Here is a 26,982-nt window from a genome sequence, read left to right on the forward strand (position 1 = left end):
CTTACCTGCTTGCGTGCCTAGGACAGGACTGCCTGCTTCTGCACGATTTGCGGCACGTGCCGCACCGCGCCCTTGTCCGCGGACTGCGCGAAGGCGGCATAGGCGCGCAACGCCGGGGAGACCACGCGGTCGCGGTCCCGCGGCTGGTAGCCGATGGTCGATTCCAGCACCGCGCGGCGCCGGGCGAGCTCGTCCTCGCTGACTTCCAGCGTGATGGAGCGGGCCGGGATGTCGATGGAGATGGTGTCCCCGTTCTCCACCAGCGCGATCGCGCCGCCCGCAGCGGCCTCTGGCGAGATGTGGCCGATCGACAGTCCTGAGGTTCCCCCGGAGAAGCGCCCGTCGGTGATCAGCGCGCACTTCGCGCCCAAGCCCAGTCCCTTGAGGAACGAGGTGGGGTAGAGCATTTCCTGCATGCCCGGTCCGCCGCGCGGACCCTCGTAGCGAATCACCACGACGTCGCCGGCGACGATCGTCTTGCTCAGGATCGCGGTGACGGCATCGTCCTGGGATTCAAAGACGACTGCCGGCCCGGAGAACTTGAAGATTGATTCGTCAACGCCGGCGGTCTTCACCACGGCCCCGTCCAGGGAGATGTTTCCGCGCAGCACGGCCAGGCCGCCCTCGACTGAGTGGGCGTGTTCCATCGAGTGGATGCAGCCGTTCTTGGCGTCAAGGTCCAGGGTGTCCCAGCGCTCGGACTGGGAGAACGCCTCGGCGGAGCGCACGCAGCCGGGGGCGGCATGGAAGAGCTCGATGGCCGTCTCGGTGGCCTTGCCGCCGCGGATGTCCCAATCGTCCAGCCAGGAGCGCAGGTCCGGCCCGTGCACGGAGCGGACGTTGTGGTTGAGCATTCCGCCGCGGTCCAGTTCGCCCAGGATGGCGGGGATGCCGCCGGCGCGGTGGACGTCCTCGACCAGGTACTCGCCGTTGGGGGCGACCTTGGTCAGGCAGGGGGTGCGGCGCGAGATCGCATCGATGTCATCGAGGGTGAAGTCCAGCTCCGCCTCCTGCGCAGCGGCCAGCAGGTGCAGGATCGTGTTGGATGACCCTCCCATGGCGATGTCCATGGTCATGGCGTTCTCGAACGCGGGGCGGCCGGCGATGGCGCGCGGGAGCACGGACTCGTCGTCGTCGAAGTAGTAGGACTTCGTGATGTCCACGATGGCGCGGCCGGCGTCCTCGTACAACTCCTTGCGGGCGGTGTGCGTGGCCAGCGTGGTGCCGTTGCCCGGCAGGGACAGGCCGAGCGCCTCGGTGAGGCAGTTCATCGAGTTGGCGGTGAACATTCCTGAGCAGGATCCGCAGGTGGGGCAGGCGGCTTCCTCGATGCTCAGCAGGTCCTCGTCCGAGACGGAGTCGTTGACTGCGTCGGCGATGGCGGAAATCAGGTTCAGACGCTTGCGCACGGTGCCGTCCACCAGCACGGCGGTGCCGCCCTCCATCGGCCCGCCGCTGACAAACACGGTGGGGATGTTCAGCCGCATGGCGGCCATCATCATGCCGGGGGTGATCTTGTCGCAGTTGGAGATGCAGATCAGCGCGTCGGCGCAGTGCGCGTTGACCATGTACTCGACGGAGTCGGCGATCAGGTCGCGGCTGGGCAGCGAGTAGAGCATGCCGCCGTGGCCCATGGCGATCCCGTCGTCCACCGCGATGGTGTTGAACTCGCGCGGGATTCCGCCGGCCTCGATGATGGCATCGGAGACGATGCGGCCCACCGGCTGCAGGTGGGTGTGGCCGGGGACGAATTCGGTAAAGCTGTTCGCCACGGCGATGATCGGCTTTCCGAAATCGGAGCCCTTGACGCCGGCGGCGCGAAGCAGGGCGCGGGCGCCGACCATGTTGCGGCCGTGGGTGACTGTTCGTGAACGTAATTCAGGCATTGGACCAGTCAACCAGCAACGCGGTTGCGGTGGAAGACGCTGCTAATACTAGTAGTGGGAGTGATAGATTTAGGTTCCATGAGTGATGGAAGAAGACAGGAACTGGGGCAGTTCCTGCGGGATCGGCGCGGCAACCTCGTCCGTGCGGAGCTGGGCCTGCCGCCGATCGGGCGAAACCGCATGCTGGGACTGCGCCGGGAGGAGATTGCCGCCTTCGCCGCGGTAAGCGTCACCTGGTACACCTGGCTGGAACAAGGCAGGGAAATCAATGCCTCCCGCCAGGTGCTTGAATCCATCACCCGGGTGCTCGCCCTGACTGCCGCCGAAACTTCCTATGTGCTGGCCCTGGGCGGATACACGGCCGTTCCCCCAACCGAGGTCAGCACCGTCGAGCAGGCACCCGAGCACCTGCAGCGGCTGCTCGAAACCTTCGATTTTCCGGCATTCGTGGTGGCCCCGGACTGGGGCATCGCCGGCTGGAACCGTGCCTACGAAGGTCTCTACGCGCGCATTGCCGCCGTGGACCCGGCGGAGCGCAATCTGCTCTGGCTGATCTTCACCGACCCGCACTTGCGCAAGATGCTGCCCGACTGGGAAGAAACCTCGCGGCATTTTGTGGCCGAGTTCCGTGCCGAGGCCGGCGCCCGACTCGGCTCCGCTGCCCACACGACGCTCGTCAAGCGGCTCTCCGAAGCCAGCGGGCAGTTCGCCAAGCTCTGGGCCGACCGCGGCGTGGAGCGCTTTGCCTCCAGGCAGCGCGTGTTCCTGCATCCGGTCGCCGGCGAGCTGGTCTTTGAGCAGCACCGGCTGGTGCCCTCGGACGCGCCGGAACTGCACCTGGTGATGTACGCGCCGGTGCCCGGAACGCCGACCAGGGATCGGCTGCAGATGCTCCTCGCGCCGACATCCGTCGAACCCGGCTGAACATGCCGCCGTCCGTCGGCCGATAGCCTTCCCGACAGGCACCACCGCAGTAGTGGCCGCACCGCAAGGGTGGCTAAGCTGGGACCATGGCATGGCAGCGCACGCAAACCCATTTCCTCGCACTTTCACCCGCGGCCCTGTGGGAGGTGCTGCGCGACCCGGCCCGGGTTCCCGAATGGCACCGGGCCATCGCGGGCCTGCGGCCACACGAGGTGCCGGCAACTGCCGGGACCTTGTTGGACCTGGTCCCCGCGGGCAAGCTCATCGGCAAGGTCCATTCGGCCACCGCACCTCCCGCCGTGGTTACCAGCGTCGGGGAGGGCACCTCCATCACTTGGCGCCAGCCCCAGCCCGGCGGCCACCTGATGGTGAACTGGTCCCTGCGCAAGGTCAAGGGCGGCACCGAACTCACCCAGCGTGTGTCGGTCTCCGGGGCCGCGTCAGCGGTTTTCGAACGGACGGCCGCCCGGCCCATCGCCTCAAACTTCGCCGAAAACTGTGCCCGCCTCTACACCCTTGCCGGCGGGAGGGCAACGCAACAATTGCGCGTCGTGATTGCCGGGGGCCACGGGTTCCTGGGCGCCCGCGCCGCGGCCGACCTTTTCTGCCGCGGCCACGAGGTCGTCATCCTCACCCGCAGTGTTCGTCCCGACAACCCGTACACCCAGATCCGCTGGGACGGGAAAACCCAGGGCCCGTGGTCCACCAGCCTGTACCGCGCGGGGCGCAACACCGCGGTGTTGAACCTGGCCGGGGAATTGGTGGACATGCCGCCCACCAAATCCAACGTTGCCCTGCTGCGCAACTCCCGCGTCGATTCCACCCTCGCTCTGGTGGACGCCTCGCGTGCGGCACCCGCCCCGCTGGCGGCATTCCTGCAATCGAGCACCACCGCGATCTTCGCCGACGCCGGGGAGCAACGGCTCACCGAGGAATCGGCGCTGCCCGCCGGCGCACGGGCCCTGCCGCAGATGACCGGGGTGGCCCGGCCCTGGGAAGAGGCAGTAGTCGGGGCCAACGCCGAACGGCTGAACATCCTGCGCACCTCCCTGGTCTTCGAGCAGGAAAGCCCGCTGGTCGACCGGTTGTCCCTGCTGGCCGGCGTCGGCCTGGGCGGCCCGGTTGCCGGCGGGGAACAATGGGTCAGTTGGATCCACCTGGCCGACTGGCTGCGCGTCATTCGCGCGGCCCTGGGGTTGGAGGAGAACCTCTCGCTGCCCGGCGGCGTCATCCATCTGGCGGCACCACACCCGGTGCGCAACCGGGAGATGATGGAGGCACTGCGGGCCAAGGTCGCACCGGGGCCACTGCGCAGGTTTGCGCTGCCGACCCCGCGCCCGGTCCTGGCAGCGGGCGCCGTGGTGTTGAACACCGACCCGGCGCTGGGCACCACAGGACGACACGTAACCTCCACCGTGCTCGCCGAGGCCGGGTTCGAGTTCGAGCACCCCGACTTCGAGACAGCGCTGGGGCAGATCCTTGACTAGCGGACGCGTGCTGCGCCATGGCCTGATGGACTCCCCCATTGGAGGACTGCGGATCGTGGCCTCCCGCCACGGGATCACCGGCATCTACATGGAAAACCACGCCCACCCCCTGGACTCCGGGGTGTTGGGCGAGCGACTGGCCTCCGTGGCCGATGATCCGGGCATCGCCCTTTGCGCCGGCCAGTTGGCCGAATACTTTGCCGGGACCAGGACATCGTTCGAGGTGCCACTGGATGCGCAGGGAACCGAGTTCCAGCAGCGGGTCTGGGCGCGCCTTGCTCGGATCCCCTTCGGTGCCACCCGCAGCTATGGCCAGCTGGCCCTGGAACTGGGGGATGAAAAGCTGACACGCGCCGTGGGAACCGCCAATGGGCGCAACCCCATTGCGATCGTGGTCCCCTGCCACCGGGTCATCGGTGCCGATGGGTCAATGACCGGCTATGCCGGTGGGCTGGGCGCCAAGGAGTTCCTGCTGCGCCACGAAGGCATCCTGCCCGAGGCCGAGGCTACTCTTTTCTAGGGGCTCGTTCCCTCCCCTGCTTCAGGCCAGGCACCCGAAAATCTTCGCCGTGGTGCCTGGACCCGGGCACGGCCCCTGTGACCGAATACCTCGGCCGCCTCGCCGCGTTTAGGGTCTAGCAAGGCAGTGAGGCGGGCAGCCTCACCGGGGTCCGGGCAACCACACCGACGCCGTCGGACCCGTGGTAGGCGCGGCAGACCCCGACGCCGCGCTTGGCAAGATTTGCCTTGATTTGCCGTAGCGAATCAGGCGCGAATCCCTGCCACTGCATGTGCATCAGGACGGTGTCGCCGGGCCGGGCAGCAGAGGCGCGCGCCACAGTGATGGATTTGGATTTCACACTCCAGTCCAGGGTGTCGCGCGACCACGTCCAAATGGCCATGCCCACCCGATCGTAGGCGCACCTCACACTGGCATCAATGGCGCCAAATGGCGGGCGGCCAAAGTTGGTGCGCACCCCGGAGCCGCCGAGTTGGGCGGCAGCAGCCGCACAGCTCAGGCGTCGTAAGTCGGGGTGGCTCACCGAATGGTTGATGACCCATTGACCCTTGGCACGGGCCAAGGCAGCCAGATCCACCCCATAACGGGCCCTGAAGGATGAAAGGCAATTGCCGGTGGGGGCAATAACCAGACCCATGTTGTGGTCAGCGGCGTACTTGATGGTGGCCGTGAAGGAACCGAGCGTGCGCGGGCAGTCGTCGAAGGTCAAGACCACGCGAGAGGTGCGGTTCGGACCCGTGGATTGTGGAGCCCGGGGCGCCGAAGGCGACGAACCGGAACCCGTGCTGGTAGTTACATAGGTGTTGCTGACCCAGCCCGTGCGTCCCGCGTAGCCGACTTTGTACCATCCGTTGGAGGCACGCGCCGACACCTTCAGGGTGGTGCCCCGTGGAATGGTCACCAGAACCGCATAGGCCGTGCTTGGTCCGGTGCGTAGGTTGAGCCCTGCCGTGGTCCGCACCGTGGCAGGCAGTCGGCCAGGAGCTGGTGCTGCGGAGCGCACAATGCTCACGTATTTGTTACTGATCCAACCCGTCCGTCCCGCGTAGCCGACCTTGTACCAACCGTTGGCTGCCCGTGCTGTCACCTTGACGGTGGTGCCCTTGGGAATAGTCACAAGTCTCCTATGGGCGGTACTCGACCCCGTTCGCAGGTTGAGGTTGGCCGTGGTCTTGACCTTGGACGGCAAAGCCGTTGCCACCATGACCGAAGTCGAAGCTGCGCCCTCGACCTGAATCGTGCCTCGGACTGCGGGCGTTTGGCGCGCTTCGGCTGCCAACGTCGGTGCCGACGAAATGACCAGTCCCACGGCCACGAAGATTCCGCACGCACTTCGAACAAGATTGTTTTTTCCCCAATGCCACAGCATCCCAATGATCTCTCTGATTTTGCTTCCCCAAGAAGGCTCTTGGGGAAAGTATGGGGCTGCATGTTTGCCGCGGCAACTGTTGTGCCAACTCGTTCCCAAATCGTTCAGATAACCCTGAAAACATCCGCCAAAGGTAACGTCTTGGTCCTGTGCGCGAACCAGGTATCCCAGCCAATTTTCGGGATTCAGGAATAGCGTGAAGAAGAGGAATGATCTGCGGGTTTCCCGCCTGTGGAAGGCATTCGTCGCAGGAATGAGGGATTCCCATGGATCGCGTGGCAATCGTTTACTATCAACGTGATGCTCTGGCCAAGTTGCGTGCCGCTGAACTGGCCGAGAAGCTCCACTCCCGCGAAATACGAAGCGAAATCCTCAAGGTCGCCAGCTCCTCCGCACATGAGCTCATCTACTTTGACGGAGTGGTCCTGGTAGGTCCGCTGCATTTCTCACGCATGCATGGACTGGCGCTGGTCAACGCCGTGTTCGGATTCCGGCCCGTGGCGCTGCTGCTGACCGGAATGGGAGATACCGATCGCATTCTTCGCCTGTTGCCCAGGAATATGCGTGGTGAAGTACCGGTCTTTACCGTCGGGGATGACGACAACCCGCATACAGGGCTCGAACCGTTGGTAACTTGGCTGCGCGCGATGATGGGCTTTTCGGGGTACCGCGCGGTCGGCTGGGCCCCCTCATAGGCAGGCAACGCAAAAGGCCCCAAACGCAATGTTTGAGGCCTTTTGTCTTTCGTGGAGGTAAGGGGATTCGAACCCCTGACCTTCTGCATGCCATGCAGACGCGCTACCAACTGCGCCATACCCCCGAAAAGGATCAGTTCAAGGCTTTCTCGAAAGGCTGCCGAACCGAGATAACAATCTACAGCACGATGTGCCCCATGCGCCAATCGAGCGTGGAGCACCGGCGCCGTTCCCCCTGAAAACGTCGCCATCAGGCGCCCCATAGGCGCGAAAGCATGCGGAAAAACAACGACAGCCCATCCGAACATGACATCGATCACAGGCATCGATCACAGGCATCGAGAGCGATCTTGGCACAACATGTCGACCAGTCCTCACGCGGCGGGGAGCATCCACCGCCCCCGAGGGCCGATGAGAGGATTTGACCGCGTCGTTGCAGGTCAGGATAGGTACCCAATACCAGTGCATGACAGGTTAGTAAGAGATGGCCCAAAATCTCGCTACTCTATCAACATGGCAATTCGTGGTTCATACGCAAAGGGCATCGCTAAACGCGCCGAGATTCTAGATGTCGCGCTGGAGGTGTTCGCCGTCGAGGGCTACCGGGGAACATCGCTACGCAAGGTCGCAAGCCTTTGCGACCTGTCCCTGGCCGGTGTGATGCACTACTTCGACTCCAAGGAAGACTTGCTCGTCCAGATACTGCGCGAGCGCGACGCCCGCAATGAAATCAGCGGAACCATTGCCGAACAAGAGGGTCGCTTCGAGGATATCTTGGGGCAGGGTCCCAACGAGCCGGGGCTGATTGCCCTGTATGTCACCATGGCGGCAGCTGCCGCGGATCCCGCACATCCCGCAGCTGCGTATTTCCAGGAACGAAATGCCCGCCTGCTGAAGTTGTCCGAAGATTCTTACTATGCCGACAAGCCCAAGCCATCGGCCGAGGAACTCGAGTACTTCCACGCCATGACCCGGATGGTCTTGGCCACGGCCGATGGACTGCAACAACAGTGGCTGGTGGACCGCAGCGTCGACGTCGTAGGCACCATGAAGCTGTTGATGGAACAGTCCCACGAGGCAACGGAGCGCAAGCTTGCGACATTTCGTGCCGCAACCGGCGACGCATAGCGTGAGGCAATAACAGCGAACCTGCTAGCTTGCCGCCGACGAAAGTCGCTTGGCACGCCATCCCGTGGCCAAGGCCAGCAACAGGCCGATCAAGGCGAGGCCGGCACCCAGGAATGAAGGGGCGCGGTATCCCAATCCGGCGGCGATGACGGCGGCGCCCAGCGCCGCACCAAGCGCGTTGGCAACGTTCAGTGCCGAGTGGTTCAGTGAGGCGGCCAGTGATTGGGCGTGTGGTGCGGAGTCCATGAGCAATGCCTGGAGCGCAGGAATCAGCAACGATCCGGTTCCGCCCAGGATGAAGACGAGGATCAGTGCCGGCACCGCATGGGTGGATACCAGGCCGAACACGGTCATGAACACGACCATGGCGGTTGTTGCCACATAGATGGCTCCCAGTACGGACCAGTCGGCCAGTCGTCCGCCGATCAGCGAACCGACCACCATGCCGACCCCATAAAGGCCCAACACCAGCGGGACGGCCGTGATCGGCAGCCCCGTGACATCGGTGAGGATCGGGCTGATGTAGGAATACACAGCAAAGAATCCACCAAAGCCGACGATGCCGGTCAACATGGCCATCCAGACCTGCCCACTGCGCAGTGCCGAGAGTTCCCTGCGGATACTGGCGCCTTGGTGTGCCGGGGAAAACGGCACGAACATGCGAATGGCGACCCACGTCAAGGCACCGACGAGACCGACGACTGCGAACATCCAGCGCCAGCCCAGATTCTGCCCCAGGAAGGTCACCACCGGTACGCCGATCACGTTGGCGACCGCGAGACCCATCATCACCCACGCTATGGCGCGACCCCGCATCGATGCGGGCACCAACGTGCCGGCCAGGATGGCTGCGATGCCGAAGTAGGCCCCATGCGGGAGACCGGCAAGGAACCGGGAAACGAGCATCCATTCGTAGTTCGCGGCAAAGAGCGAGCCGAGGTTGGCGAGGGTGAAGAACGCCATGAGCCACAGGACCATGGTCTTGCGGGCGACACGGGCGCCCAATGCGGTCAGAATCGGGGCGCCGACAACAACACCCAATGCGTAGGCGGAGATCAGCAGACCCATCTGTGCGTTGCTGACACCTAGGTCCGCTGCACCTTCCTGCAGCAGGCCCATGATGGTGAATTCCGTGGTGCCGATCCCGAACCCGCCCATGGCAAGCGCCACGACCGCCAGGAACAGTTGCCGTCCGGACAATTGGGTGCTGCTGCTCGACCGGCTGTTGCCCAGGGCAGTTACGTCGGAATTCACGGGTACCTTTTTTCAATGGCTCAGCGGAGGGTAGGCGGCAGTGCGCGGTGCATTGGCCTCGTCGCCGCCTCCTCAAGCCTACGTCGCCACAGGCGCTGACAGGGATGTTCGTGAGCATGCCCACGGCCACGACCGTTTCAGCGGATACTCCACCCCCTCACGACGTCGGGGACCTCCCGCCGCTTGCCGACCCAAGGACCGCTGACTTGGTGCTACAGCGCCATCAGGTCGTTGTCTGTGTCTTGGAGGGTGGCAACGGGGATGTTCTTCCCGATCATCGTGCGAAGGTGGTCGTTGACATCCCAGATGTTCACGTTCATGGCGGCGGTGATCACGCCCTTGCGCAGCCAGAAGATGATGAACTCCCCCGAGGTCATGTCACCGCGCACGACGGCTTCGTCATCGGCTCCGCGGTCGCCGACGTATTCCATGCCCAAACCGAATTGGTCGGTAAAGAAGTACGGCAGCCAATCGTAGGATTCGTCGCGTCCGAGGATGGTGGCTGCCGCAAGTTTGCCCTGGCGGATGGCGTTGTCCCAGTGTTCGACCCGGATGGCTCGACCCAGGGCGGTGTTGCGGGCCTCGGCAATGTCGCCGATGGCCAGGATGTCCGGGTTGCTGCTGCGCAGGTGCTCATCGACCACGACCCCGGTACCGATCTCGAGTCCGGCGGCCACGGCAAGTTCGTTGTTCGGCACCGCGCCGATGGCCAGAAGCACGAAGTCCGCGCGGATGTCACCGGTCGGGGTCTGCACGGCCAATCCCTTATCGGGGTCCAAGGCGATCCCGCTGACGGCGGTCCCGAATCGGCATTGGACGCCGTTGGAGACATGGAGCTGTGCCACATGGGAACCGAATTCGGAGCCCATCGCCGTAGCAAGGGGAACTGGATCCGGAGTAATGACGGTGACCTCCACTCCGGCGGCGCGCGCCGAGGCTGCGACCTCCATGCCGATCCATCCTGCGCCAATGATGACCAGATTCTTGCCGGACACCAGATGCTCCTTGAGCCGTTTGGCGTCTTCAAGCGACCGGAGCGTGTACACGCCGGGCAGGTCCCACCCCTCCATGTTGGCGTTGCGACCACCTAACCGGGAACGGCAACCTGTGGCGATCACGAGGTTTTCATAAGCCACGGATACGGGGCCGCCCAACTCGACCTTCTTGGCGGAAACGTCAATGGATTCGGCGGTGACGCCCAGGCGGAGATCCACGTCAGCCTCTACGTACCAGTCGGCGGTGAAGGGCGGCAGCTCCTGCGCGGGTTTTCTGCCTTGGAGGTATTCCTTGGACAGCGGAGGCCGCTCATAGGGAACTTCGTTCTCGGAGGCGATGAGTGTAATCGGCTTGGTGTAGCCGCCCTCGCGCAATGCATGGACACAGTGCGCTGCGGCAAGACCGCCACCAATCACCACGGTCCCCAGCTCACCTTGCGTCGTCGATCCAGCCATTGCCGCTTCACTCATGGTGTTCGTCTCCTGTCAGAATGGTGCCACCCAGCAAGACCCGCCAGGTCCGGAAAATCAGAGTAGCCATTAGGATTTCTAGTTTTAGAATCTCACCTTGAGCCCTCGTAGTCGAGAGGTCGGTAGCCAGCCCGCACTTTGCCCGGATCCAATCCGGGTGCACCCAGGAAATCCTTGGCCGAATCACAGCCCCGGTCCACGCTTCCATCAGGCCAATGTGCGACCCTTGGTAGCGATGTCTGATTATTCTGCCCGGTCCCGCGCTGTGAAAAGTACGCAACGCCGGCGATCGCGTGCCCATCGGTTCCTGCGTTTTCTGGTGATTATTGGCGCCCTGGCAAGTGCCACGCTAATGGCGTTCCACGCCCGGGTTCCCGATTTCCTGGGCTTGGGTCTGCTCCTTGACAACGCCGCACCATGGATGGGCCTGGCGGTACCGGCGTTGCTCCTGCTCGCCGTGGCGTCCCGTAGCCGGACCTCCTTGGTCGTGCTCCTGATTCCGGTTTTTACTTGGCTTGTCATCTTTGGCCCAGCGATTGTTCCGCTGTCATGGTCCGCTCCCCGGACGGGTGCCGCCACATTGACGCTCAGTAGTCAGAACATCAAGGCAGGCACCGGGGGTGCCGCGCAATCGGCTCTCGAACTCGCCGAGGACGGAAGCGACGTCATTGCCTTGCAGGAACTCGATGCCGGCAGCGCCCAGCGCGTCAGCACCGCCCTGGAGGATGTCTATCCACACCACTTCGTGGTGGGCACCGTGGGAGTGTGGAGCAAGTACCCACTCACGAACTCCCAACCACTCGAATTGGGCCTGGGCTGGAAGCGCGCCCTCTCAACACAGGTCGATGCAGCCTCCGGGAGCCTTCGGCTGTACGTCATCCATGCCGCCTCGGCCCGTCCCAACGACCACGTCGACCGCGACGAAATGCTGAGGCAGTTGGCAGCCGTGGTTCAGGCCGATCCCGAGGAAAACATGATGGCCGTGGGTGACTTCAATGCAACTAGCACCGACCGCGCCTTCAAGAAGATTTCCTCGATTCTCGACGAGCCCAATCAGGATGACGGGCTCCTTGGCTTCACGTGGCCACGCTCGCCCTTCCCCATGATGCGACTTGACCATGTCCTGGTCCGCGGCTTGGAAGTCACCTCGAACACCAATGTCGAAGCCGGGCCCAGCGACCATCTGGCCGTTCAAACGGTCGTGAATCTACCCGGGCAATAAATACGGACCGGGCCGGCCGCACTAGCCGTCCGGCAAGCCCGTGACCCGCATGGTGATGTTGATGCGTCCCGTTTCAAGCCCGCAGTCGGCCGGCGCCGTGCCGGGCAGGATCTTGGTGACCCCGTGGTAGGCAAGGCGGGCCGGCCCCCCGAACACGAACAGGTCTCCCGAAGCCAGCAGGATGTCCTCGTAGGGTTTGTTCCGGCTCCGCGTATTTCCGAACCGAAATTGGCAGGAGTCACCGATGGAGATTGAGACCACCGGTGCGACCGACCGTTCGTCGCGGTCCTGGTGCATGCCCATCCTGGATTCGGCCCCGTAATAGTTCACGAGCGCAGTGTCCGGGGTGTACTGCTCGGCCGCTGCAGCATCCCGGGTCGCAGCGAAGATCGCCTTGCGGCCAAGCCGGACCATCCAGTCAGGAAAATCCAGCACCCTATTGCCGTTGACATCAATGGCCTCGCGCGAATACGCATAGGGACGCCAGTGCCAACCCAGGCAGACGGTCTGCACCGACATTTCATGGGCGCCGATTTTTGCCGCACGCGGCGGCACGGGCCCCCGCCCCCATTCGTGGAACCGTGCTACCAGCCAGCGCTGCTCCTCCGGGCTCAACCAATCGGGAATCCAATAAGCGCCGGGAGCAAGCTCCCGCCTGGGTCGGTCCAGAAAACTCTCGGAGAAGAGGGTACCCATGTCATCGCCTCCTGGTGCCACGGCTGCCGGGCGGTTACCGCTGCTTCCGCATTCCCGAACCTGTCCCGGGAATCAGTTCTTTGCCATCATATGCGGGTATTCCGCAGACCTGTTTTGGAACTCCAGGATGGCCGGGTTCTGGATAACGCCGTCACGAATCTCGATGGCCCGAGCAATCGTTTCGTTTTCTTTCCAGGCCGTCGGTCCGTCCATTACCGAATTTAGGAACGGCAACAGGCCTTCGCTTATTTCCCAGCTTGCGGAATTCCACAAATAGGAGGGGCTGTGATCAACCGAGTAGTAGTTGATATTCCGGCCAACGGTGAACATCGGCTGGGCGAAGGTCGTGGGCTTGGCCCATTCAAAACCCATTCCCTCGTCACACGAAACATCGATAATCAGGCTGCCCGGATAAAACGCCGCAAGGTCCTTGGTCTGCAGATACATCAATGGGGCGTTCGGGTCCTGCAGCGTGCAGTTCACCACGATGTCGCTTTCGGCCAGGAACGGCGCCAGCGGCAATCGTCCCTCGTCAGTGATGACTTCGCTCAGATTCGGTCCGCCGTCTTGGTCGAACTGCACCATTTGGACCGAGTGGATGGGTGAAGCGACCGCGGCTACAGACCGACTCGTCAGGACGCGCACATCGTGGACGCCATGGGCCCGCAGGGCGGTGACCGCTCCACGGGCGGTGGCGCCAAACCCAATGACGGTTGCCGATAGCCTGCGCCCATAGTCACCCGTCATGCCGCAGAGCTGCAGGGCATGGATGACCGACGAGTAGCCCGCCAACTCATTGTTCTTGTGGAACACGTGAAGTCCGAAGCTGCCGTCCGTGCCCCAGTGGTTCATGGCCTCGAAGGCAATCACGTTCAGTTTCTTGTCGATGGCCAGCTGCGTCAGCGCAGTGTCCTGGACACAGTGCGGCCAGCCCCACAGCGTCTGCCCCTCATGCATTTCCATCAGATCCGAGACCTGGGGCTTGGGCAAAAGTACGATGTCGCTGCCGGCGATGGTTTCCTGGCGGGTGGCAAATCTTCCGACGAAAGGTGCGAGTTCTTCGTCGTCCATGCCGCAAGCCGCCCCGTATCCGGCTTCAACCGTGAGGAGGTTCTTGAAACGCGGGTCAATCCGTTCAAAATGTGATGGGTGGATCGGCAAACGCTTCTCGTCCACCTTGTTCGAAGTACCAATGACACCCAGTGTAAGTTCGTTCTTAAAGCCCATGCGTCTTGTTCTCTTCCTATGTGGAGCAGCCCAAAATGGACCGCCCCATAGGGCTTACGGTACACGGGTCGTCCTAACCTTGCCTCCGAAAAAGTCTTGGCGCCTCGCCCCGAAGCCTCCGGGACATTGGGCGTCGTCGCGATCGAAAGGAGGGCAATTCCCACGGCCGACATGGCCGTGAGCGGACTGCCGGCATCCTGCCGTCGGTGCTCCGGCACGTCCCTGCGTGACTCGCGATGGCGTGTGGCCATATCCGGCGGCATGAAGTCCGTCTGCGCCAGTTGAGGTCAAAGATGATGGGCTCCGTCTGCCCGAATGTCTCGCAAGTATCCTTCGGCGGATCGGAAGTTCATTGGTGACAGATCCACACCAGTCAGCGTCGAGGGGTCATTCGAACCGCGAGTCGGCTCCGATAGGCTCAGTGGCATGGGACAACACGAAAAAACAACGATCGGCACGGCATGGATCGTCGGCGGGGCGGGGATCGGCTGGCTGGTCAGCGGAGCGCTCAGCGGCTTGATGCTCGCCCATCAAATCCGCCTGCCGACCCAGTTCACCCGCATGTTGTTTCCCGAGACAATTTCAATGCGAACCTGGCAATTGGCCCAGCCGTGGCCGATCCTGCTTTCCCTTTTTTCTGTCCTGGCAGTGATGGCGTTGACGCTCCTGCTGCTGCGGGGAGCCGGCATGCGGGCTGGTCGGCCACCTCTCGGATTCCTTGCCACGTGGATGTCCATCGTTCTTGCGGGCTTCGCCACGGCGACCTTGTCCTCCCTTGGCTACGCCGTTGCCTCTTGGCCTCCGGCGCGCTTGGCCTGGTTGTTGGACGGTATCCAGCCCGCTTTGCTGGCGGCAGGTTATTGGGGAATCGTCTGGGGCTGGCTGCCGGCTTTGGCGGGAATCCTCGCCATGAAATCCGAGAAACGGCTCGCGGGCCCGAAGTCCGTGCGGCGACCTGTCGATGGCATGCCGTTGCTGATCGCAGGGCTCCTCGCGGTGATACTGGTCGTCACGATCCCCGCCGCGTACACCTACACCGAAGAAACCGTGACCCCGCAGGCTGCACCGCCGCCGCCGGCCACTCCCTCACCGACACCATACGGCTGGCCGGACCGGTCGGACGCCTTCCAGCCTGCCAAGGACAACTGGTGCGCGGGCGAAGAAGTGTCAATCTCTTGGCACGAACCCGAGGGTGCGACGGGACACCGGGGCATGGGCTTTGACCTGACGAATACCGGGACCAGGCCTTGCGTCTTGGAGTCCTACCCCGACATCGCCTTCAACAATGCCGAAGGGTGGGCCATAGAGGTGTTGGTGGTCCATGGCGGATCCTTCATGACTGACGACCCCGGGGTCTCGATCATCACCCTGCCGCCCGGCAAGAGCGCACGGGCATATCTTGGCTGGAACGCGATGGCGGCAGCCGGCGATGTGCGCACCGGAACCATGCTGGTTGCACCGTATTCAGGAACGTTGCGCCACAGTTCGCAGGTGGACCTGGACATCATTGACGGCGGTGCCGTATCGGTCACGGCTTGGGAGCCCGTCCTGGAACCAGCCGGTTCAAACAAAAGCACCCGGCCAAAACCTTAAGGTTCCGGCGGGTGCCATGTGTGGAGCATAGCGGAATCGAACCGCTGACCTCTTCGATGCGAACGAAGCGCTCTACCAACTGAGCTAATGCCCCGCGTTGCAGCCTGGACCCGCAACATTTTTAGCCTAAACCCGTCTTGGCCCACGTGCAAAATCGTCGGTCGGCCACATCACGCTTCGTCGTTGCCTTCTGCGGTTCCGGTCTCTATGGATTCCCGCGCCGTCGTGTACTGGCGCTGGATGTACGCTTCGAGCTCACTGCGCTCCACGCGCCACACTCCGCGTCCGCCAATCTTGATTGCCGGAAGGTCCCCGCTGCGCACCAAAGACCGCACCTGCGGCAGGTTTACATTCAACTCGTCGGCGACATCTTCTAGACGCATGAACCTCATGTATTGAAGGCTACATGCTCCCGCAACCAGCAAAACGTCACCCGACACAATTGTGGATAACTTCGGCGCTTTTCGGGTCAACGAAGCGGCGGTATCCCGACAAAAAACAAGAGTGGTCCGCGATGACTCCACGTTGTTGGAATCTTTGCGGACCACTCTTACGTTTCGACCTGAGACCTTGTGGGCCAACCTGTAGCGCGGCCTGGATCCGGTCCCGCTACGGGGGTCTGCCTACCGTAGCTTGTGACCTTGGTTGAGCTTCTAACAACTACTAAAGCAACAACCGGGCATACCGTGCAACACAGTTGGGAATCACTGATCATTTTGACTAACATGGAGCGGTAGCTACCGAACAACTTGGTCAGTCTGACCGAACCTAGGCGAAGGAGCCGGAATGACGCCGGAATCGTACCAACTGGATGATACGGATAGGCGCATTCTCTTGGCCCTGGATGAGGATCCCAGGGTTCCCACGATGATGCTCGCACAGAGATTGGGTTTGGCGCGCGGCACCGTACAGACGCGCATGGAACGGCTTGCAAGCTCCGGGGCGTTGCGCCCGAACTCCAGCCGCGTGAAGCCGGCTTCAGTTGGTCGCGGAGTTTCCGCCGTCGTCAGCGCGGAGCTGGACCAATCGCACCTTGAAGAAGCCATCGCGGCGTTGAGCCTGATTCCCGAGGTCCTTGAATGCGTCGCCCCGGCAGGCGACACCGACCTGCTGATCCGCGCAGTTGCCAAGGACCCGGATGACCTCTACCGCGTCAGCGAGGAAATCCGCCTCTGTCCGGGAATCACCAGGACCTCGACGTCCATGATCCTGCGCGATGTGATCCCGTACCGCACCACGGCGCTTCTCAACCACCTGCGCTAGACCCGCGCTGGGGTCCCGGTGACTGCCAGCTCGATGCCCTAGTCTTTTCTGGGTGGCACCTTGCTACCCGCACCACATCGAACAGAGGAGCATCATGGGCGCTGCGGGCCTTACAAATATCGACGTTGCAGGCATGACCACCGAGGCAAGTCCCTTCCCGAGCGCGACCCGCGCAGGCGATCTGGTCTTTGTTTCAGGGATGGTCTCCAAGGACGAAAACAAGGTCTTGGTCGGCAAGGGCGACATCTACGCACAGACGGTGCAGACACTCAGGAACCTGCAGACCGTCCTGGCGGCCTACGATCTGGGACTCGACGCCGTCGTCACCACGACGGTCTACATCAACGACGCCGCCATGGCCGGCGAATACAACCGCGCATGGGTTGACACCTTCGGCGGCCACCGTCCCTCACGCGCCACCATCGTGGCGCCGCTGCTGGCACCCGAACTTCTGGTTGAGGTCCAAGCCACTGCCTGGGCAGGGAAGTAACCGCACCGATTTTTCGGCGGGCCGGGTCCCAAGGAACTCGTGGCCGGGCACGGCTCGCCGAATCACGTGCAATATCGGCCGCTGGGGACCCCCATCGCAGCTTCGACCCCCGCCAAGACGGTCGAAATCACGATGAGGCCATTGCTTGAATGCGGCAGCGGGCGGCCTCCGTCCGCGACGCGGGGTTAGCGCTCCACGGCCATTCGCCCGATGACCATGCGCATGATCTCGTTGCTGCCTTCCAGGATCTGGTGCACCCGCAGGTCGCGGACAATCTTCTCGATCCCGTACTCGGAGAGGTAGCCATAGCCGCCGTGCAGTTGCAGTGCGGTGTTGGCAACCTTGAATCCGGCGTCGGTGGCCACCCGCTTGGCCATGGCGCACAAGCGCACGGTGTCGTCCGTCCCGCGATCCAGGGCATCCGCAGCCCGCCAAATCATGGTCCGCGCCGTTTCCAGCTCGGTCTCCATGTCCGCGATTTCGAAGAGCAGCGCCTGCTGTGCGATCAGCGGCTTGCCAAAGGCCTCGCGCTCTTTCAGGTAGGCAACGGACTTGTCCATGGCCGCCTGGCCGCCGCCGACCGAGCACGCTCCGATGTTCACCCGTCCACCGTTGAGGCCCTTCATGGCGATCCCGAAACCGATGCCCTCATCGCCCAGGCGGTTGCCCACCGGGATCCTGACGTTTTCCATGACCACCTGGCGGGTGGGCTGGGCGTTCCAGCCCATCTTCGCCTCCAGCGCCCCGAAGGAGAGACCCGGGGTTCCATCCGGGACAATGAACGCGGTGATTCCGGCGCTTCCGGTGTCGGCGGTCCGGGCCATCACCAGGTACACGCCCGAGGATCCGGCGCCGGAGATGAATTGCTTGGTCCCGTTGAGCACGTAGGAGTCGCCGTCGAGCACGGACCTGGTGGCCAGCGCCCCGGCGTCGGAGCCTGCTCCGGGCTCGGTGAGGCAATAGCTGCCCAACATCTCCATGGTGCATAGCTGCGGCACCCAGGCCGCTCGCTGCTCGTCGTTGCCGAAGCGATCGATCATCCACGCCACCATGTTGTGGATGGAAATGTAGGCGGAAATGGTCGGATCGGCCTTGGCCAGCTCCTCGAAGATCAGGGCTGCGTCCAGCCGGCTCATTCCCGAGCCCCCGAATTCCTCGCGCACGTAGATCCCGCCCATGCCCAGGGCCCCGGCCTCGGCCAGGACGTCGACGGGGAAATGGTGGTCCCTGTCCCAGGTCGCTGCATGCGGGGCAAGCTGCTCGGTGGCGAAGTCTCCCACCATCTCGACGATTGCCTTCTGGTCTTCGGTGAGTTCAAACATGCTCGGCTCCTGGGTCTGTGCGGTGGGCGGAGGTCAGGTTCACTTCGGTGGGTGGGGGCGAATCGGGGGGTTCGGCTACTTGCCGACCTTTCCGGTCAACGAGGCGATCGGGCGCAGGAAGACCGGCTGGGCCAGGAACCAGACGCCCACGATCACCACGATGGACACGGCGAAGATGATGAGCCCGGTGAACCCGGCCGAATCGTTGGCCGCGTACATGTGGTTCAGGTTGCGCAATGCCCCGGTGGCCAGCACCAGCGCCACGTGCACCACGGTGAAGGCAACGAAGTAGATCATGACCGGGAAGTGCAGCGCCCGGGCGAGTTCCATGGGGTAGGCCTTGTTGAGCGCAACCGCCTTCTTGGGCCAGGTCCCGGACATCCGCAGGCCGGTGAGGATCGCCAGCGGGGCCGCGATGAAGACGGTCACGAAGTAGGTCAGCACCTGCAGGGCGTTGTAGTTCACCCAGCCGTGCTCGGTCGGCCAGTTCAGCGAGAGGTACTGGAGCCCGGCGGAGAGCGCGTTGGGGATGATGTCCCAGCTGGTGGGCACGATGCGCGCCCATTGGCCCGTGGCAAAGAGCACGATGACGAAGATGATGCCGTTGAGCACCCACAGGGCATCGAGGGTGAGGTGGAACCACAGGTCCAGGCTGATCCGGGCGGGAGCGCCCTTGGTGCGGATCAGGCCCTTGTTGTTGCGCACCCAGTGCGCGGCCGGCCGGGTCACGGTGCGCACCTGCCAGCCGGTGCGCACGATCAGCACCAGGAAGAAGACGTTCAGGAAGTGCTGCCATCCCAGCCACGCGGGGAACCCCACCGGCGTGCCCGCGGGAAGCTCTGAATGCCCGGTGTAGGTGGCCATCCAGGTCTTGACGCCCTCAAGGGTGACCAGCCAGCGGGCAATGAATACGGCGATGACCAGCAGGACGATCAGCGATCCCGCGATGATGCCTGCGCGCACCCACTTGTTGGCTGCCTGTTTCTTGGGGGTGGACCGTGCGGTCATCTCATGTTCCTCGTGTTCGTGGTTGGTAGGTGCGTTCGGGGTGGCTCAGGAGCGGGACTTGAGCAGTTCGACCACCTGCGGAACCACCGTGAACACATCCCCAACGATACCCAAATCGGCGATCTCGAAAATCGGGGCATCCTCGTCACGGTTGATGGCCACGATGGTCTTGGCCGTCTGCATGCCGGCGCGATGCTGGATGGCCCCGGAGATGCCCAGGGCCAAATACAGCTGCGGTGACACGCTCACCCCGGTCTGCCCGACTTGGGCCCTCTGGGCAATGAATCCGGCGTCAACGGCTGCGCGGGAGGCTCCGACCGCTCCGCCGAGGGCATCGGCCAGCTGCTCGACCAGCAGGAAGTTCTCGGCCGAACCCAGTCCGCGGCCGCCGGAGACCACGGTGGCAGCCCCGCGCAGTTCCGGCCGGGAAGATTCTTCCGGTGCATCGGCGCGCGAGGTGATGGCGGCGGTACGCGCGGTGCCCGGCTCGAGCCGGACGACGTTGACCTCGGCCGTGGCAGGCGCTGCCTGTTCGTCGATGGCACCCGAGCGCAGGGTGATGATGGGCAGGGCACCGGGCACGGTGGCGTGTACGGAGTAGCTGCCGCCAAAAACGGAATGTTCGGTGACGATCCCGGAATCGGAGGTGGCCGCGTTCACGACATCGGCCAGAAGTCCCCCGCCGGTGCGCACAGCCAAGCGGGCTGCAGCCTCGCGGCCATCGACCGATGCGGCGAGGAGCACGGCCTCCGGTGCATGGGCGGCCACTGCGTCGGCAAGCGCATCGACAAGGGGGGTGAGCAAGGTGGTGTCCGCGTCGGCCATTTCCACGGCGTGGATTTTCGCGGCGCCGAGCTCCCCGAGCCTGGCCACGGTTTCCGGCGGCAGCGAGGTCGCGGAAACGGTGACGGCGACGGGAGTGCCGAGCCGGGCGGCGACCGCCAGCAGGCCACGCGCCGATGCGGTGGCGTGTCCGGTGTGGGTGAGTTCGATGAGGGCAAGGATGCTTGGCATGGAAGGGGACCTTTGCTAGATCAGGCGCCGGGCGGCGAGGAAGTCGACAAGTTCGGCGGCGGCGTTCCCGTCGTCGACGATCTTGCGGCCGGCGGTGCGCGGTGGCCGCTGCGCAACATCCAGCACGGTGCTGCGCACCTGGGCGGAGACCCCGAGATCGGCGGCGGAGATGGTTGCCAGCGGCTTGCGTTTGGCGCCCATGATGCCCTTGAAGTTGGGGAAGCGGGCTTCCTCGAATCGTTCGGTGACGGTGAGGACTGCGGGGTAGGACGCGGTGACTTCCTGCGTGCCGACCTCAGAGAGCCGCACCCCGGCGACGGCGTCGCCTCCGATTTCCGCTGACACCAGGGAGCCCAACAGCGGCAGGCCCAGGTGTTCGGCGATCATTGCCGGGATCATTCCGGCCCGTCCGTCGGTGGACTCGTTTCCGGCGATGACCAGGTCCGCGCCGGTGTCGCGCAGTGCCGCAGCCAGCGTCGCGGCGGTGAGGACCATGTCGGCTCCTGCCAGCGAATCATCCAGGATGTGGATGCCGGAATCGGCTCCCATCGACAATGCCTTGCGGATGGACTTGGCGGCGTCGGCGGGGCCCATGGAGGCGACCACGACCTCGGTGGACTTGTCTCGGTCCTTGACCGTGAGGGCCAGTTCGAGGGCTCTTTCGGTGATTTCGTCAATGACCGGGTCGGTGGCTTCGCGGTCAACCCTTCCGGTGTCCGGGGACAACCTGCGTTCCTCCGCTGTGTCCGGAACCTGCTTGATCAAAACCACGATCTTCATCCGAGTTCTCCTTGTGATGCTGGGCTCTGCATTCATTCGCGAGACTACTAGGAACCTTCAAAATTTACTAGGTCTTCCTACTAAATTGTGGCCGGAATACGCCCGTACGGAATCCGGCTTTTGGCAGCGTGCCGTGCCCGTCCCAAGGCCTCCGGCAATGGCGAAGCCTCCCTCCCCCGTGTTCCGGGCAAGGGAGGCTTCGGCCCTCAAGCCGTCCTACGGCAGGGGATCGTCAAGCGAACCCTGGGCGATTTGTTCGAGCAGCCACGGGGAGAAGGCGAAGGGCGTTGCCTTGGCCGCGGCCAATAGGTCGGCGGGGGCGACCCACGCGTATTCGGCAACCTCGTCCGGATTGGGCTCGAGGTCCCCGGCTATCCGGGCCGCGAAAACCGGGCAAACCTCGTTTTCCACAATGCCCGAGGCATCAACGGCCCGGTAGGCAAAGTCCGGGAGCAGCGGTCGGATCCCGCCGATGGCGGCGCCTAGTTCCTGCCCGGCACGGCGCACCATGGCATCCTCAAAGGATTCGTCGGCACCGGGGTGCCCGCAAAACGAATTGGTCCACACTCCCGGCCAGGTCTTCTTGCCCAGGGCGCGCCGGGTCATCAGGATCCGCCCCTCCCCGTCATAGAGGTAGCAGGAAAACGCCAGGTGCAACGGGGTGTTCGCGGTGTGCACGCTCGCCTTGGGCTCGGTGCCGATGCGGGTGCCATCGGCTGCCAACAGCACCACAAGTTCCTCGCTCATGACTCTCTTTCATCAAAGAATGGGTTCGGCGCGGGAGACTTCCCTGCTGCCACCCCCAATTCTCCCATGCCGCTGGGGATTGGGTGCGGGGATTGTTTGGGTGCTTAACGCGGGAGGCTGCCCGCCGGCGACGTGAAGCCGCGATCCGGCAGGCAGCCGTCTTGCCTTGTCCCGGGTTCCGGGTTACCTCAGGCGCTTGAGCGTTTCCCCCTTGAAGAATCCCGGGCTGCGCACGCGCATCCAGAACATGATGGCCACGCCCAGCAGCAGCACGCCCACTCCCAGGATGAACACCATGCCCAGGCCGCCGATGTTGGAACCCGAACCGTAGTTCGGGTCCATCGAGTCGCGCGCGGTGCTCACGAACATCACCAGCAGGATCACCCCGCCCAGCAGCGGGGCCAGGAACCTGAAGAAGAAGTTGCGCGCCGAGTCGAAGGCCTCGCGGCGGAAGTACCAGACGCAGGCGAGCGCGGTGACGCCGTAGTAGAAGCAGATCATCAGGCCCAGGGCGGTGATGGTGTCCCACAGCGCGTTTTCACTGAGCAGGCGGGTGATGACGTAGAAGCCGGCGGCGGCCGCGCCGGCGGTGACGGTCGCCACCGACGGGGACATGAAGCGCGGGGAAATCTTGCCGAAGGTTTCCGGCAGTGCCTTGTAGTAGCCCATGGCCAGCAGGGTGCGGGCCGGGGACACCAGGGTCGATTGAAGGGAAGCGGCCGAGGAGGAAAGGATGGCCAGGGACATCAGGATCGCAAACGGTCCCATGACGGGTCCGGCCAGGACGGCGAAGATCGATTCCTGGTTCTCCGGGTTGCCGGCGCCGAGCCCGGTCTCGCCGATACCCGCATAGGCGATGACCGCAAGGGAGATGACCATGTAGATGCCCATGATGACAAGCACCGTGATCGTCGCGGCGCGGCCCGGCACCTTGGCGGGGTTCTTGGTCTCCTCGTTCATGGTGAGGGTGACGTCCCAGCCCCAGAAGATGAAGATCGACAGGGAGATGCCGGCCGCGAAGGCCCCGAAGGATTCCACCGCCAGGGGGTTGAACCAGTCCAGTGAGATGGGTGTCGGGTCGAAGGCCGTGCCGTTTTTCACGTGGCCGAAGGCGGCGATCGCGAACCAGGCCAACACGATGAGCTGGAAGGCGACCAGCCAGTACTGGAAGGCCTTGGTGGTCTGCATGCCGCGATAGGAAATCCAGCACGCGGCGGCGATGAACACCAGGGTCGTTGGGATGTTGACCCACAGGTTCGTCGTCAGCTCGGCGATGGCGTCGTTGCCGGTGAGCTGGGCGAGAAGGATGTAGAAGAAGTCAACCGCGACGGCCGCCAGGTTGGAGAGCACGATGATGGTGGCGGCGACCAGGCCCCAGCCACCCATCCAGCCGATCCAGGGTCCGAACGCGCGGGTCGCCCAGGTGAACGAGGTGCCCGAGTCGGGCATGGCGCTGTTGAGCTCGCGGTATCCCAGAGCCACCAGGAGCATGGGCAGGAATCCTGCGATGAAGATGGCCGGGAGCTGAGTGCCCACCTCGGCGACCGTGGGCCCCAGTGCCGCGGTCAACGTGTAGGCGGGGGCAATGGACGAAATCCCGATGACCACGGCGCCGAGCACCCCGACGGTGCCCTTTGACAGTCCCTTGTTGCCCAGGCCCGATGCGGCATCCTGCGCGGGACGGGTTTCGGTCGTTGTTTCACGACTCATGATTGGTTTCCTTCATCCGGGCGGTGCGGCACGTGACCCCGAAAGGGAACGCGCCGCACCATCATGCGGTGATTGGTGCTAGGACCGTGCCGGCCCCGTTTGGTAGTTCTTGGGAACCACCACCAGCGGAACCGGCAGGGTCCGCAACATGCGTTGGGCAGTGGAGCCCAGGAAGAGCCGGCGCTTGCGCGCCAGCCGGCTCGAACCGACGACGGCAATTTCCCCGTCTTCCCATCCCAATTCGGCAATGGCATCGTCGATGCCGGTGCCGGAGGCAATGGAGATCTCGGCTGCGACGCCCAGTTCCGCCACGACCTCGGCGACGTTTGCCCGGGCCCGGGAGATGGATTCGTCCAGGTCCGCGGCGCGGGTGTCGTTGTCGTCCTGGGCCACGAGGGACACGACCCGAAGCTGCAGGTCCTGCTGGTGCGCGGCGGCAGCGGCAGCCTGCACCACCCCCTTGGCCCCGGGGCGGGTGCCCACCAGGGCGGTGACCCGGCGCAGTTGGCCGTTGGCCCTCTCCAGCGAAGCAACGGCCTCGGGGGACCCCATGGCCACGGGGATCGGCGCGGCGTGCAGCAGCGCGCTGGCCACCGATCCCGGGGCAAAGAACCCTGCCATGTGGCGCTTGCGGCCGCCCAGCACGATGGCCCGTGCGCCGGTCTCCGTGGCCAGGGCCATCAAGCCTTGGGCCGGGGAGCCCACCGCCCGGGCAATCACTCGGGCGCTGATGCCCGGAGGGACCAGGGCAAGCGCTTCCTTCGCCCACAGGTCGACCTTCTCGGCCAGGATGGAGCAATACCCGTGGTCGCCGCCCGGGTAGACCGCGGAGAACGGAGTGCTTTCGGGCAGGACGATGGCAAGGTCAAGGTGGGCGGCGGGGCCGCCCAGCGCGGCGGCCAGGGCAATCGCCTCGGCGCCCCGGGCATCGGCGGTGTATCCAACAAGCAGGCGCATGGCGCTAGGCGTCCAACGCCGCGAGGGTGCCGAACTTGGAGACGACACCGTCGTAGTCCATATCGTGCTCCGTGCCGTCCACCGCGGCGACGATGCGCGCGGCAGTTCGCCGCCCCATGCGCACCGCGCCGTCGACGTGCTGGTAGCCCTCGCCGGCCAAATCCGAGGAGGAGAAGTAGATCGGGCCGACGTTCTTGTTCTGGTCCGGCCCGAAGCGGAACAGGCCGCCCAGGTCGTAGCTGGTGGCGTACGCCCCGCGGGTCCATTCCTCGGCAGCGAAGTCGGAAAGGTAGAACACTTCCGGATCCAGCGCCTTGTCCCCCAGAAAACCCGGCGATGCCCTTGAGAATGGCTTCCTTGCGCGCGGCCTCGTCCAGTGCAAACATGGCGTCGGCCTGGGTGTCGGAGATGAACCCGACCAGGGTTCCGGTGGATTCCCCGTGGTAGGTGTTGTCGTAAACCTCCTGCACGATCGCTGACGGGCCGAAGCAGGTGCCCGAGAGCCCCTCCTCGCGCCAAAACGGAGTCTCATACACGGCATGGACCTTGATGACCAGGCCCATGGACTGGTGCTGGTGGGTCACGTGCTGGCGGCGCGGCAGCGGCGGGTTGTAGGAAATGCGCGAGTACAGGTTCGGCGGAACGGCAACGATGACCTTCTTGGCGTTGACGCTCACATCCGCGCCGTGGGCGGTCACGCCCGCATCGGACCAGTCCAGCTTGAGCACCGGGTTGTTCAGGAAGACGTCTTCGCCCAGCCGTTCGGCAAGGGCGATCGAGACGCCCTGCATGGTGCCGACGATGCGGCGGTCGAGGATGAAGTCTTCGTCGACGAGGTTGGAGAAGGATCCGGCGGAGGCGGACATCAGCAACGCCTGCAGCGCGGAGAAGGTGTGGGCGGGTTTGGTGAGCATGCCGCCGGCGATGAACAGCCCGACGTTGTTGCAGGCGACCTCGTCGCCGGAAATGTTGCGCAGCCAATGGTGGAAGGAGATCTTGTCGAGCTCCTCGGCCTGCGGGTGTTCCCACGGGGCGTCCGGGTTGACCTCGGTGGTGAGGCGGTCCATTTCGGCAATGAGCCTGTTCATCTCGGCCACGGTGGACTCGCCCACCGGAAAGTCTTCCCCGGAATAGACCGTGCGGGTGCCGTCTTCGGCCAGGTAGACGGAGGCGCCCTCCTTGTGGCGTTCGAAGGTCTCGATGCCCAGTTCCTCGATCAGCGAGTACAGGCCGGTCTGGTCCGGGGAGATCCACTGGCCGCCGATCTCGATGGTGGCACCGTCCATGTCCTGGGTCCAGGTGCGGCCGCCGACGCGGTCGCGTGCCTCAAGCACTGCGACGGTCTTGCCGGCCTTGCGCAGTTCGTAGGCTGCGGTCAGGCCCGAGGGACCCGCTCCGATGATGACGACGTCGCGATCCAGGGTTGTCATGGCTTCCACTTCTTTCGGTTTTTAAATGAATGGCATTCATTTACTAGACTGGTTCCATGGTAGGCCATAAAGTGCAGTATTGTGAAGTAGGCCACGTCAGGAGCGCACTTTGAACCAGGAATCAGCAGCACCGGCCGGGGCTCCCCGTCGCCGCGCCGGCCGCCCGCGGTCGGTGGTACTCGACCGGGAGCTCATTGCCCGGGCCGCCCTGAAGCTCGTTGTGGCGGGGGGCTATTCCACCCTGACCATGTCCTCGGTGGCAAAGTCACTGGGCGTCTCGCCCTCAGCCTTGTACAACCACGTGGAATCCAAGCAGGAACTCATGCAATGGATCCAGGAAATCGTGATGGACGGGGTCGATTCCACGGTCTTTGAAACGCTGCCGCTGGTCGAGGCCCTGGAGAAATGGGCGGTGACCTACCGGGGCATTTTTGCCGAGCACGCCCCGCTGATTCCGCTGATCGCCGTCCTGCCGGTCTCCGGCTCACCGCGCACGCAGGAGATGTACGAAAAGGTCGCCGCGGGATTCAACCGCGCCGGCTGGAAGCAGGCCGAGATCGTCCCGGCCATTGTGGCACTCGAATCGTTTATTTTCGGATCAGCCCTCGACGCCACCGCACCCCTGGACATCTTCGACCCGGGCGCGAACGCCGGAAAAATGCCAAGCTTCGAAAGCGCCCTGGAGGCACAACGGGCGACGGGCCGAAACAGTGCCGACGCTGCCTTCATGACCGGACTCAGGGCCATCATCGGCGGGCTCATGGAACAGGCAGAGATCGCCTAGAACCGCGGCC

The 26,982-nt window shown here is 64.1% G+C and carries 24 protein-coding genes, 2 tRNA genes and 1 pseudogene; 10 read left to right on the forward strand and 17 right to left on the reverse strand.

From position 1 onward, the window contains the following. Positions 1–17: 17 nt before the first annotated feature. Positions 18–1,886 (reverse strand): dihydroxy-acid dehydratase, encoded by a 1,869-nt coding sequence (ilvD, locus tag ABD687_RS09565; protein ID WP_264270197.1) that lies wholly within the window; start codon positions 1,884–1,886, stop codon positions 18–20. A 78-nt stretch (positions 1,887–1,964) separates the two neighbouring features. Here ilvD and ABD687_RS09570 point away from each other — a divergent pair, with 78 nt between their 5' ends. The 3 genes from ABD687_RS09570 (at position 1,965) to ABD687_RS09580 (ending at position 4,817) form a co-directional block, all read left to right on the forward strand. Further along, positions 1,965–2,810, forward strand: coding sequence for a helix-turn-helix transcriptional regulator (locus tag ABD687_RS09570; protein ID WP_310291819.1), 846 nt, complete (start codon positions 1,965–1,967; stop codon positions 2,808–2,810). 86 nt (positions 2,811–2,896) lie between these two features. Continuing rightward, positions 2,897–4,297, forward strand: coding sequence for a DUF1731 domain-containing protein (locus tag ABD687_RS09575; RefSeq protein WP_310291817.1), 1,401 nt, complete (start codon positions 2,897–2,899; stop codon positions 4,295–4,297). Next, complete coding sequence (locus ABD687_RS09580) at positions 4,290–4,817, forward strand: methylated-DNA--[protein]-cysteine S-methyltransferase (protein WP_310291815.1); 528 nt, start codon at positions 4,290–4,292, stop codon at positions 4,815–4,817. The genes ABD687_RS09575 and ABD687_RS09580 overlap by 8 nt, the downstream gene beginning before the upstream one ends. Positions 4,818–4,932: 115 nt before the next feature. On the opposite strand, the gene ABD687_RS09585 is transcribed toward ABD687_RS09580, so the two are convergent. After that, positions 4,933–6,186, reverse strand: coding sequence for an SH3 domain-containing protein (locus ABD687_RS09585; RefSeq protein ID WP_344760985.1), 1,254 nt, complete (start codon positions 6,184–6,186; stop codon positions 4,933–4,935). 266 nt (positions 6,187–6,452) lie between these two features. Between ABD687_RS09585 and ABD687_RS09590 the strand changes: the two genes are divergently transcribed. Continuing rightward, complete coding sequence (locus ABD687_RS09590) at positions 6,453–6,881, forward strand: hypothetical protein (RefSeq protein WP_310291813.1); 429 nt, start codon at positions 6,453–6,455, stop codon at positions 6,879–6,881. 52 nt (positions 6,882–6,933) lie between these two features. Here the strand turns inward: ABD687_RS09590 and ABD687_RS09595 are convergent. Beyond that, positions 6,934–7,006 (reverse strand) — tRNA-Ala (locus tag ABD687_RS09595). A 388-nt stretch (positions 7,007–7,394) separates the two neighbouring features. On the opposite strand from ABD687_RS09595, the gene ABD687_RS09600 reads away from it, so the two are divergent. Continuing rightward, positions 7,395–8,009 carry a TetR/AcrR family transcriptional regulator gene (locus tag ABD687_RS09600; protein WP_302264556.1) on the forward strand — a complete coding sequence of 205 codons (615 nt, stop codon included), beginning with the start codon at positions 7,395–7,397 and terminating at the stop codon, positions 8,007–8,009. A gap of 24 nt (positions 8,010–8,033) precedes the next feature. Here the strand turns inward: ABD687_RS09600 and ABD687_RS09605 are convergent, their stop codons facing one another. Together ABD687_RS09605 and ABD687_RS09610 are read right to left on the reverse strand one after the other, a co-directional pair. Next, the gene (locus tag ABD687_RS09605; RefSeq protein ID WP_302266412.1) at positions 8,034–9,167 is read right to left on the reverse strand and encodes an MFS transporter; all 1,134 of its coding nucleotides are present in this window, start codon (positions 9,165–9,167) and stop codon (positions 8,034–8,036) included. A gap of 308 nt (positions 9,168–9,475) precedes the next feature. Next, a complete protein-coding gene (locus ABD687_RS09610) occupies positions 9,476–10,729 on the reverse strand; it encodes an NAD(P)/FAD-dependent oxidoreductase (protein ID WP_310291808.1) in 1,254 nt (417 codons plus the stop codon). A 352-nt stretch (positions 10,730–11,081) separates the two neighbouring features. On the opposite strand from ABD687_RS09610, the gene ABD687_RS09615 reads away from it, so the two are divergent. Further along, entirely contained in the window at positions 11,082–11,951 is an 870-nt protein-coding gene (locus tag ABD687_RS09615) for an endonuclease/exonuclease/phosphatase family protein (RefSeq protein ID WP_310291806.1), read from the forward strand. Positions 11,952–11,972: 21 nt separating this feature from the next. Here the strand turns inward: ABD687_RS09615 and ABD687_RS09620 are convergent, their stop codons facing one another. Together ABD687_RS09620 and ABD687_RS09625 are read right to left on the reverse strand one after the other, a co-directional pair. Then, positions 11,973–12,647 carry an alpha-ketoglutarate-dependent dioxygenase AlkB family protein gene (locus tag ABD687_RS09620; protein WP_264270188.1) on the reverse strand — a complete coding sequence of 225 codons (675 nt, stop codon included), beginning with the start codon at positions 12,645–12,647 and terminating at the stop codon, positions 11,973–11,975. 72 nt (positions 12,648–12,719) lie between these two features. Beyond that, positions 12,720–13,874: a N(5)-(carboxyethyl)ornithine synthase gene (locus tag ABD687_RS09625; RefSeq protein WP_264270187.1), complete on the reverse strand. Its 1,155-nt coding sequence runs from the start codon at positions 13,872–13,874 to the stop codon at positions 12,720–12,722. Between the two features lie 426 nt (positions 13,875–14,300). Between ABD687_RS09625 and ABD687_RS09630 the strand changes: the two genes are divergently transcribed. Then, complete coding sequence (locus ABD687_RS09630) at positions 14,301–15,467, forward strand: DUF4232 domain-containing protein (RefSeq protein WP_264270186.1); 1,167 nt, start codon at positions 14,301–14,303, stop codon at positions 15,465–15,467. Positions 15,468–15,488: 21 nt separating this feature from the next. Here the strand turns inward: ABD687_RS09630 and ABD687_RS09635 are convergent. Both ABD687_RS09635 and ABD687_RS09640 read right to left on the reverse strand, forming a co-directional pair. After that, positions 15,489–15,561 (reverse strand) — tRNA-Ala (locus tag ABD687_RS09635). 76 nt (positions 15,562–15,637) lie between these two features. Then, positions 15,638–15,850: a helix-turn-helix domain-containing protein gene (locus ABD687_RS09640; RefSeq protein WP_264270243.1), complete on the reverse strand. Its 213-nt coding sequence runs from the start codon at positions 15,848–15,850 to the stop codon at positions 15,638–15,640. Positions 15,851–16,253: 403 nt separating this feature from the next. On the opposite strand from ABD687_RS09640, the gene ABD687_RS09645 reads away from it, so the two are divergent. Together ABD687_RS09645 and ABD687_RS09650 are read left to right on the forward strand one after the other, a co-directional pair. Next, a complete protein-coding gene (locus tag ABD687_RS09645) occupies positions 16,254–16,730 on the forward strand; it encodes an Lrp/AsnC family transcriptional regulator (RefSeq protein WP_264270185.1) in 477 nt (158 codons plus the stop codon). 94 nt (positions 16,731–16,824) lie between these two features. Further along, positions 16,825–17,220, forward strand: a complete 396-nt coding sequence (locus ABD687_RS09650; RefSeq protein WP_302264548.1) for a RidA family protein — start codon at positions 16,825–16,827, stop codon at positions 17,218–17,220. Between the two features lie 185 nt (positions 17,221–17,405). Here ABD687_RS09650 and ABD687_RS09655 read toward each other — a convergent pair whose 3' ends face one another. The 8 genes and pseudogenes from ABD687_RS09655 to ABD687_RS09690 all read right to left on the reverse strand — a co-directional run bounded on the left by ABD687_RS09655 (position 17,406) and on the right by ABD687_RS09690 (position 26,188). Further along, complete coding sequence (locus ABD687_RS09655) at positions 17,406–18,542, reverse strand: acyl-CoA dehydrogenase family protein (RefSeq protein WP_310291798.1); 1,137 nt, start codon at positions 18,540–18,542, stop codon at positions 17,406–17,408. A gap of 75 nt (positions 18,543–18,617) precedes the next feature. Then, on the reverse strand, positions 18,618–19,550 hold the full coding sequence (locus ABD687_RS09660; protein ID WP_310291795.1) for a cytochrome b/b6 domain-containing protein: 933 nt from the start codon (positions 19,548–19,550) through the stop codon (positions 18,618–18,620). A 45-nt stretch (positions 19,551–19,595) separates the two neighbouring features. After that, positions 19,596–20,564 (reverse strand): electron transfer flavoprotein subunit alpha/FixB family protein, encoded by a 969-nt coding sequence (locus ABD687_RS09665; protein WP_310291792.1) that lies wholly within the window; start codon positions 20,562–20,564, stop codon positions 19,596–19,598. A gap of 15 nt (positions 20,565–20,579) precedes the next feature. Next, positions 20,580–21,344, reverse strand: coding sequence for an electron transfer flavoprotein subunit beta/FixA family protein (locus ABD687_RS09670; RefSeq protein WP_310291790.1), 765 nt, complete (start codon positions 21,342–21,344; stop codon positions 20,580–20,582). A gap of 216 nt (positions 21,345–21,560) precedes the next feature. Continuing rightward, the gene (idi, locus tag ABD687_RS09675; protein ID WP_264270179.1) at positions 21,561–22,091 is read right to left on the reverse strand and encodes an isopentenyl-diphosphate Delta-isomerase; all 531 of its coding nucleotides are present in this window, start codon (positions 22,089–22,091) and stop codon (positions 21,561–21,563) included. Positions 22,092–22,274: 183 nt separating this feature from the next. Continuing rightward, positions 22,275–23,801 carry an APC family permease gene (locus ABD687_RS09680; RefSeq protein ID WP_310291787.1) on the reverse strand — a complete coding sequence of 509 codons (1,527 nt, stop codon included), beginning with the start codon at positions 23,799–23,801 and terminating at the stop codon, positions 22,275–22,277. Between the two features lie 78 nt (positions 23,802–23,879). Next, a complete protein-coding gene (locus tag ABD687_RS09685; protein ID WP_310291784.1) occupies positions 23,880–24,758 on the reverse strand; it encodes a universal stress protein in 879 nt (292 codons plus the stop codon). 4 nt (positions 24,759–24,762) lie between these two features. Further along, positions 24,763–26,188 (reverse strand): annotated as a pseudogene (locus ABD687_RS09690) (flavin monoamine oxidase family protein). Positions 26,189–26,297: 109 nt separating this feature from the next. Here ABD687_RS09690 and ABD687_RS09695 point away from each other — a divergent pair. After that, positions 26,298–26,972, forward strand: a complete 675-nt coding sequence (locus tag ABD687_RS09695) for a TetR/AcrR family transcriptional regulator (protein WP_310291779.1) — start codon at positions 26,298–26,300, stop codon at positions 26,970–26,972. The last annotated feature ends 10 nt before the right edge of the window (positions 26,973–26,982 follow it).

The organism is Paeniglutamicibacter sulfureus (assembly GCF_039535115.1).
Classification (GTDB): Bacteria; Actinomycetota; Actinomycetes; order Actinomycetales; family Micrococcaceae; genus Paeniglutamicibacter; species Paeniglutamicibacter sulfureus.

Bases quoted from the DNA above. Each gene is read 5' to 3' on its own strand.
- ilvD (WP_264270197.1), bottom strand. From the start codon at position 1,886: ATGCCTGAATTACGTTCACGAACAGTCACCCACGGCCGCAACATGGTC.
- ABD687_RS09570 (WP_310291819.1), top strand. From the start codon at position 1,965: ATGAGTGATGGAAGAAGACAGGAACTGGGGCAGTTCCTGCGGGATCGG.
- ABD687_RS09575 (WP_310291817.1), top strand. From the start codon at position 2,897: ATGGCATGGCAGCGCACGCAAACCCATTTCCTCGCACTTTCACCCGCG.
- ABD687_RS09585 (WP_344760985.1), bottom strand. From the start codon at position 6,186: ATGCTGTGGCATTGGGGAAAAAACAATCTTGTTCGAAGTGCGTGCGGA.
- ABD687_RS09590 (WP_310291813.1), top strand. From the start codon at position 6,453: ATGGATCGCGTGGCAATCGTTTACTATCAACGTGATGCTCTGGCCAAG.
- ABD687_RS09600 (WP_302264556.1), top strand. From the start codon at position 7,395: ATGGCAATTCGTGGTTCATACGCAAAGGGCATCGCTAAACGCGCCGAG.
- ABD687_RS09605 (WP_302266412.1), bottom strand. From the start codon at position 9,167: ATGGGCGGGTTCGGGATCGGCACCACGGAATTCACCATCATGGGCCTG.
- ABD687_RS09610 (WP_310291808.1), bottom strand. From the start codon at position 10,729: ATGAGTGAAGCGGCAATGGCTGGATCGACGACGCAAGGTGAGCTGGGG.
- ABD687_RS09615 (WP_310291806.1), top strand. From the start codon at position 11,082: ATGGCGTTCCACGCCCGGGTTCCCGATTTCCTGGGCTTGGGTCTGCTC.
- ABD687_RS09620 (WP_264270188.1), bottom strand. From the start codon at position 12,647: ATGGGTACCCTCTTCTCCGAGAGTTTTCTGGACCGACCCAGGCGGGAG.
- ABD687_RS09625 (WP_264270187.1), bottom strand. From the start codon at position 13,874: ATGGGCTTTAAGAACGAACTTACACTGGGTGTCATTGGTACTTCGAAC.
- ABD687_RS09630 (WP_264270186.1), top strand. From the start codon at position 14,301: ATGGGACAACACGAAAAAACAACGATCGGCACGGCATGGATCGTCGGC.
- ABD687_RS09640 (WP_264270243.1), bottom strand. From the start codon at position 15,850: ATGCGTCTAGAAGATGTCGCCGACGAGTTGAATGTAAACCTGCCGCAG.
- ABD687_RS09645 (WP_264270185.1), top strand. From the start codon at position 16,254: ATGACGCCGGAATCGTACCAACTGGATGATACGGATAGGCGCATTCTC.
- ABD687_RS09650 (WP_302264548.1), top strand. From the start codon at position 16,825: ATGGGCGCTGCGGGCCTTACAAATATCGACGTTGCAGGCATGACCACC.
- ABD687_RS09655 (WP_310291798.1), bottom strand. From the start codon at position 18,542: ATGTTTGAACTCACCGAAGACCAGAAGGCAATCGTCGAGATGGTGGGA.
- ABD687_RS09660 (WP_310291795.1), bottom strand. From the start codon at position 19,550: ATGACCGCACGGTCCACCCCCAAGAAACAGGCAGCCAACAAGTGGGTG.
- ABD687_RS09665 (WP_310291792.1), bottom strand. From the start codon at position 20,564: ATGCCAAGCATCCTTGCCCTCATCGAACTCACCCACACCGGACACGCC.
- ABD687_RS09670 (WP_310291790.1), bottom strand. From the start codon at position 21,344: ATGAAGATCGTGGTTTTGATCAAGCAGGTTCCGGACACAGCGGAGGAA.
- idi (WP_264270179.1), bottom strand. From the start codon at position 22,091: ATGAGCGAGGAACTTGTGGTGCTGTTGGCAGCCGATGGCACCCGCATC.
- ABD687_RS09680 (WP_310291787.1), bottom strand. From the start codon at position 23,801: ATGAGTCGTGAAACAACGACCGAAACCCGTCCCGCGCAGGATGCCGCA.
- ABD687_RS09685 (WP_310291784.1), bottom strand. From the start codon at position 24,758: ATGCGCCTGCTTGTTGGATACACCGCCGATGCCCGGGGCGCCGAGGCG.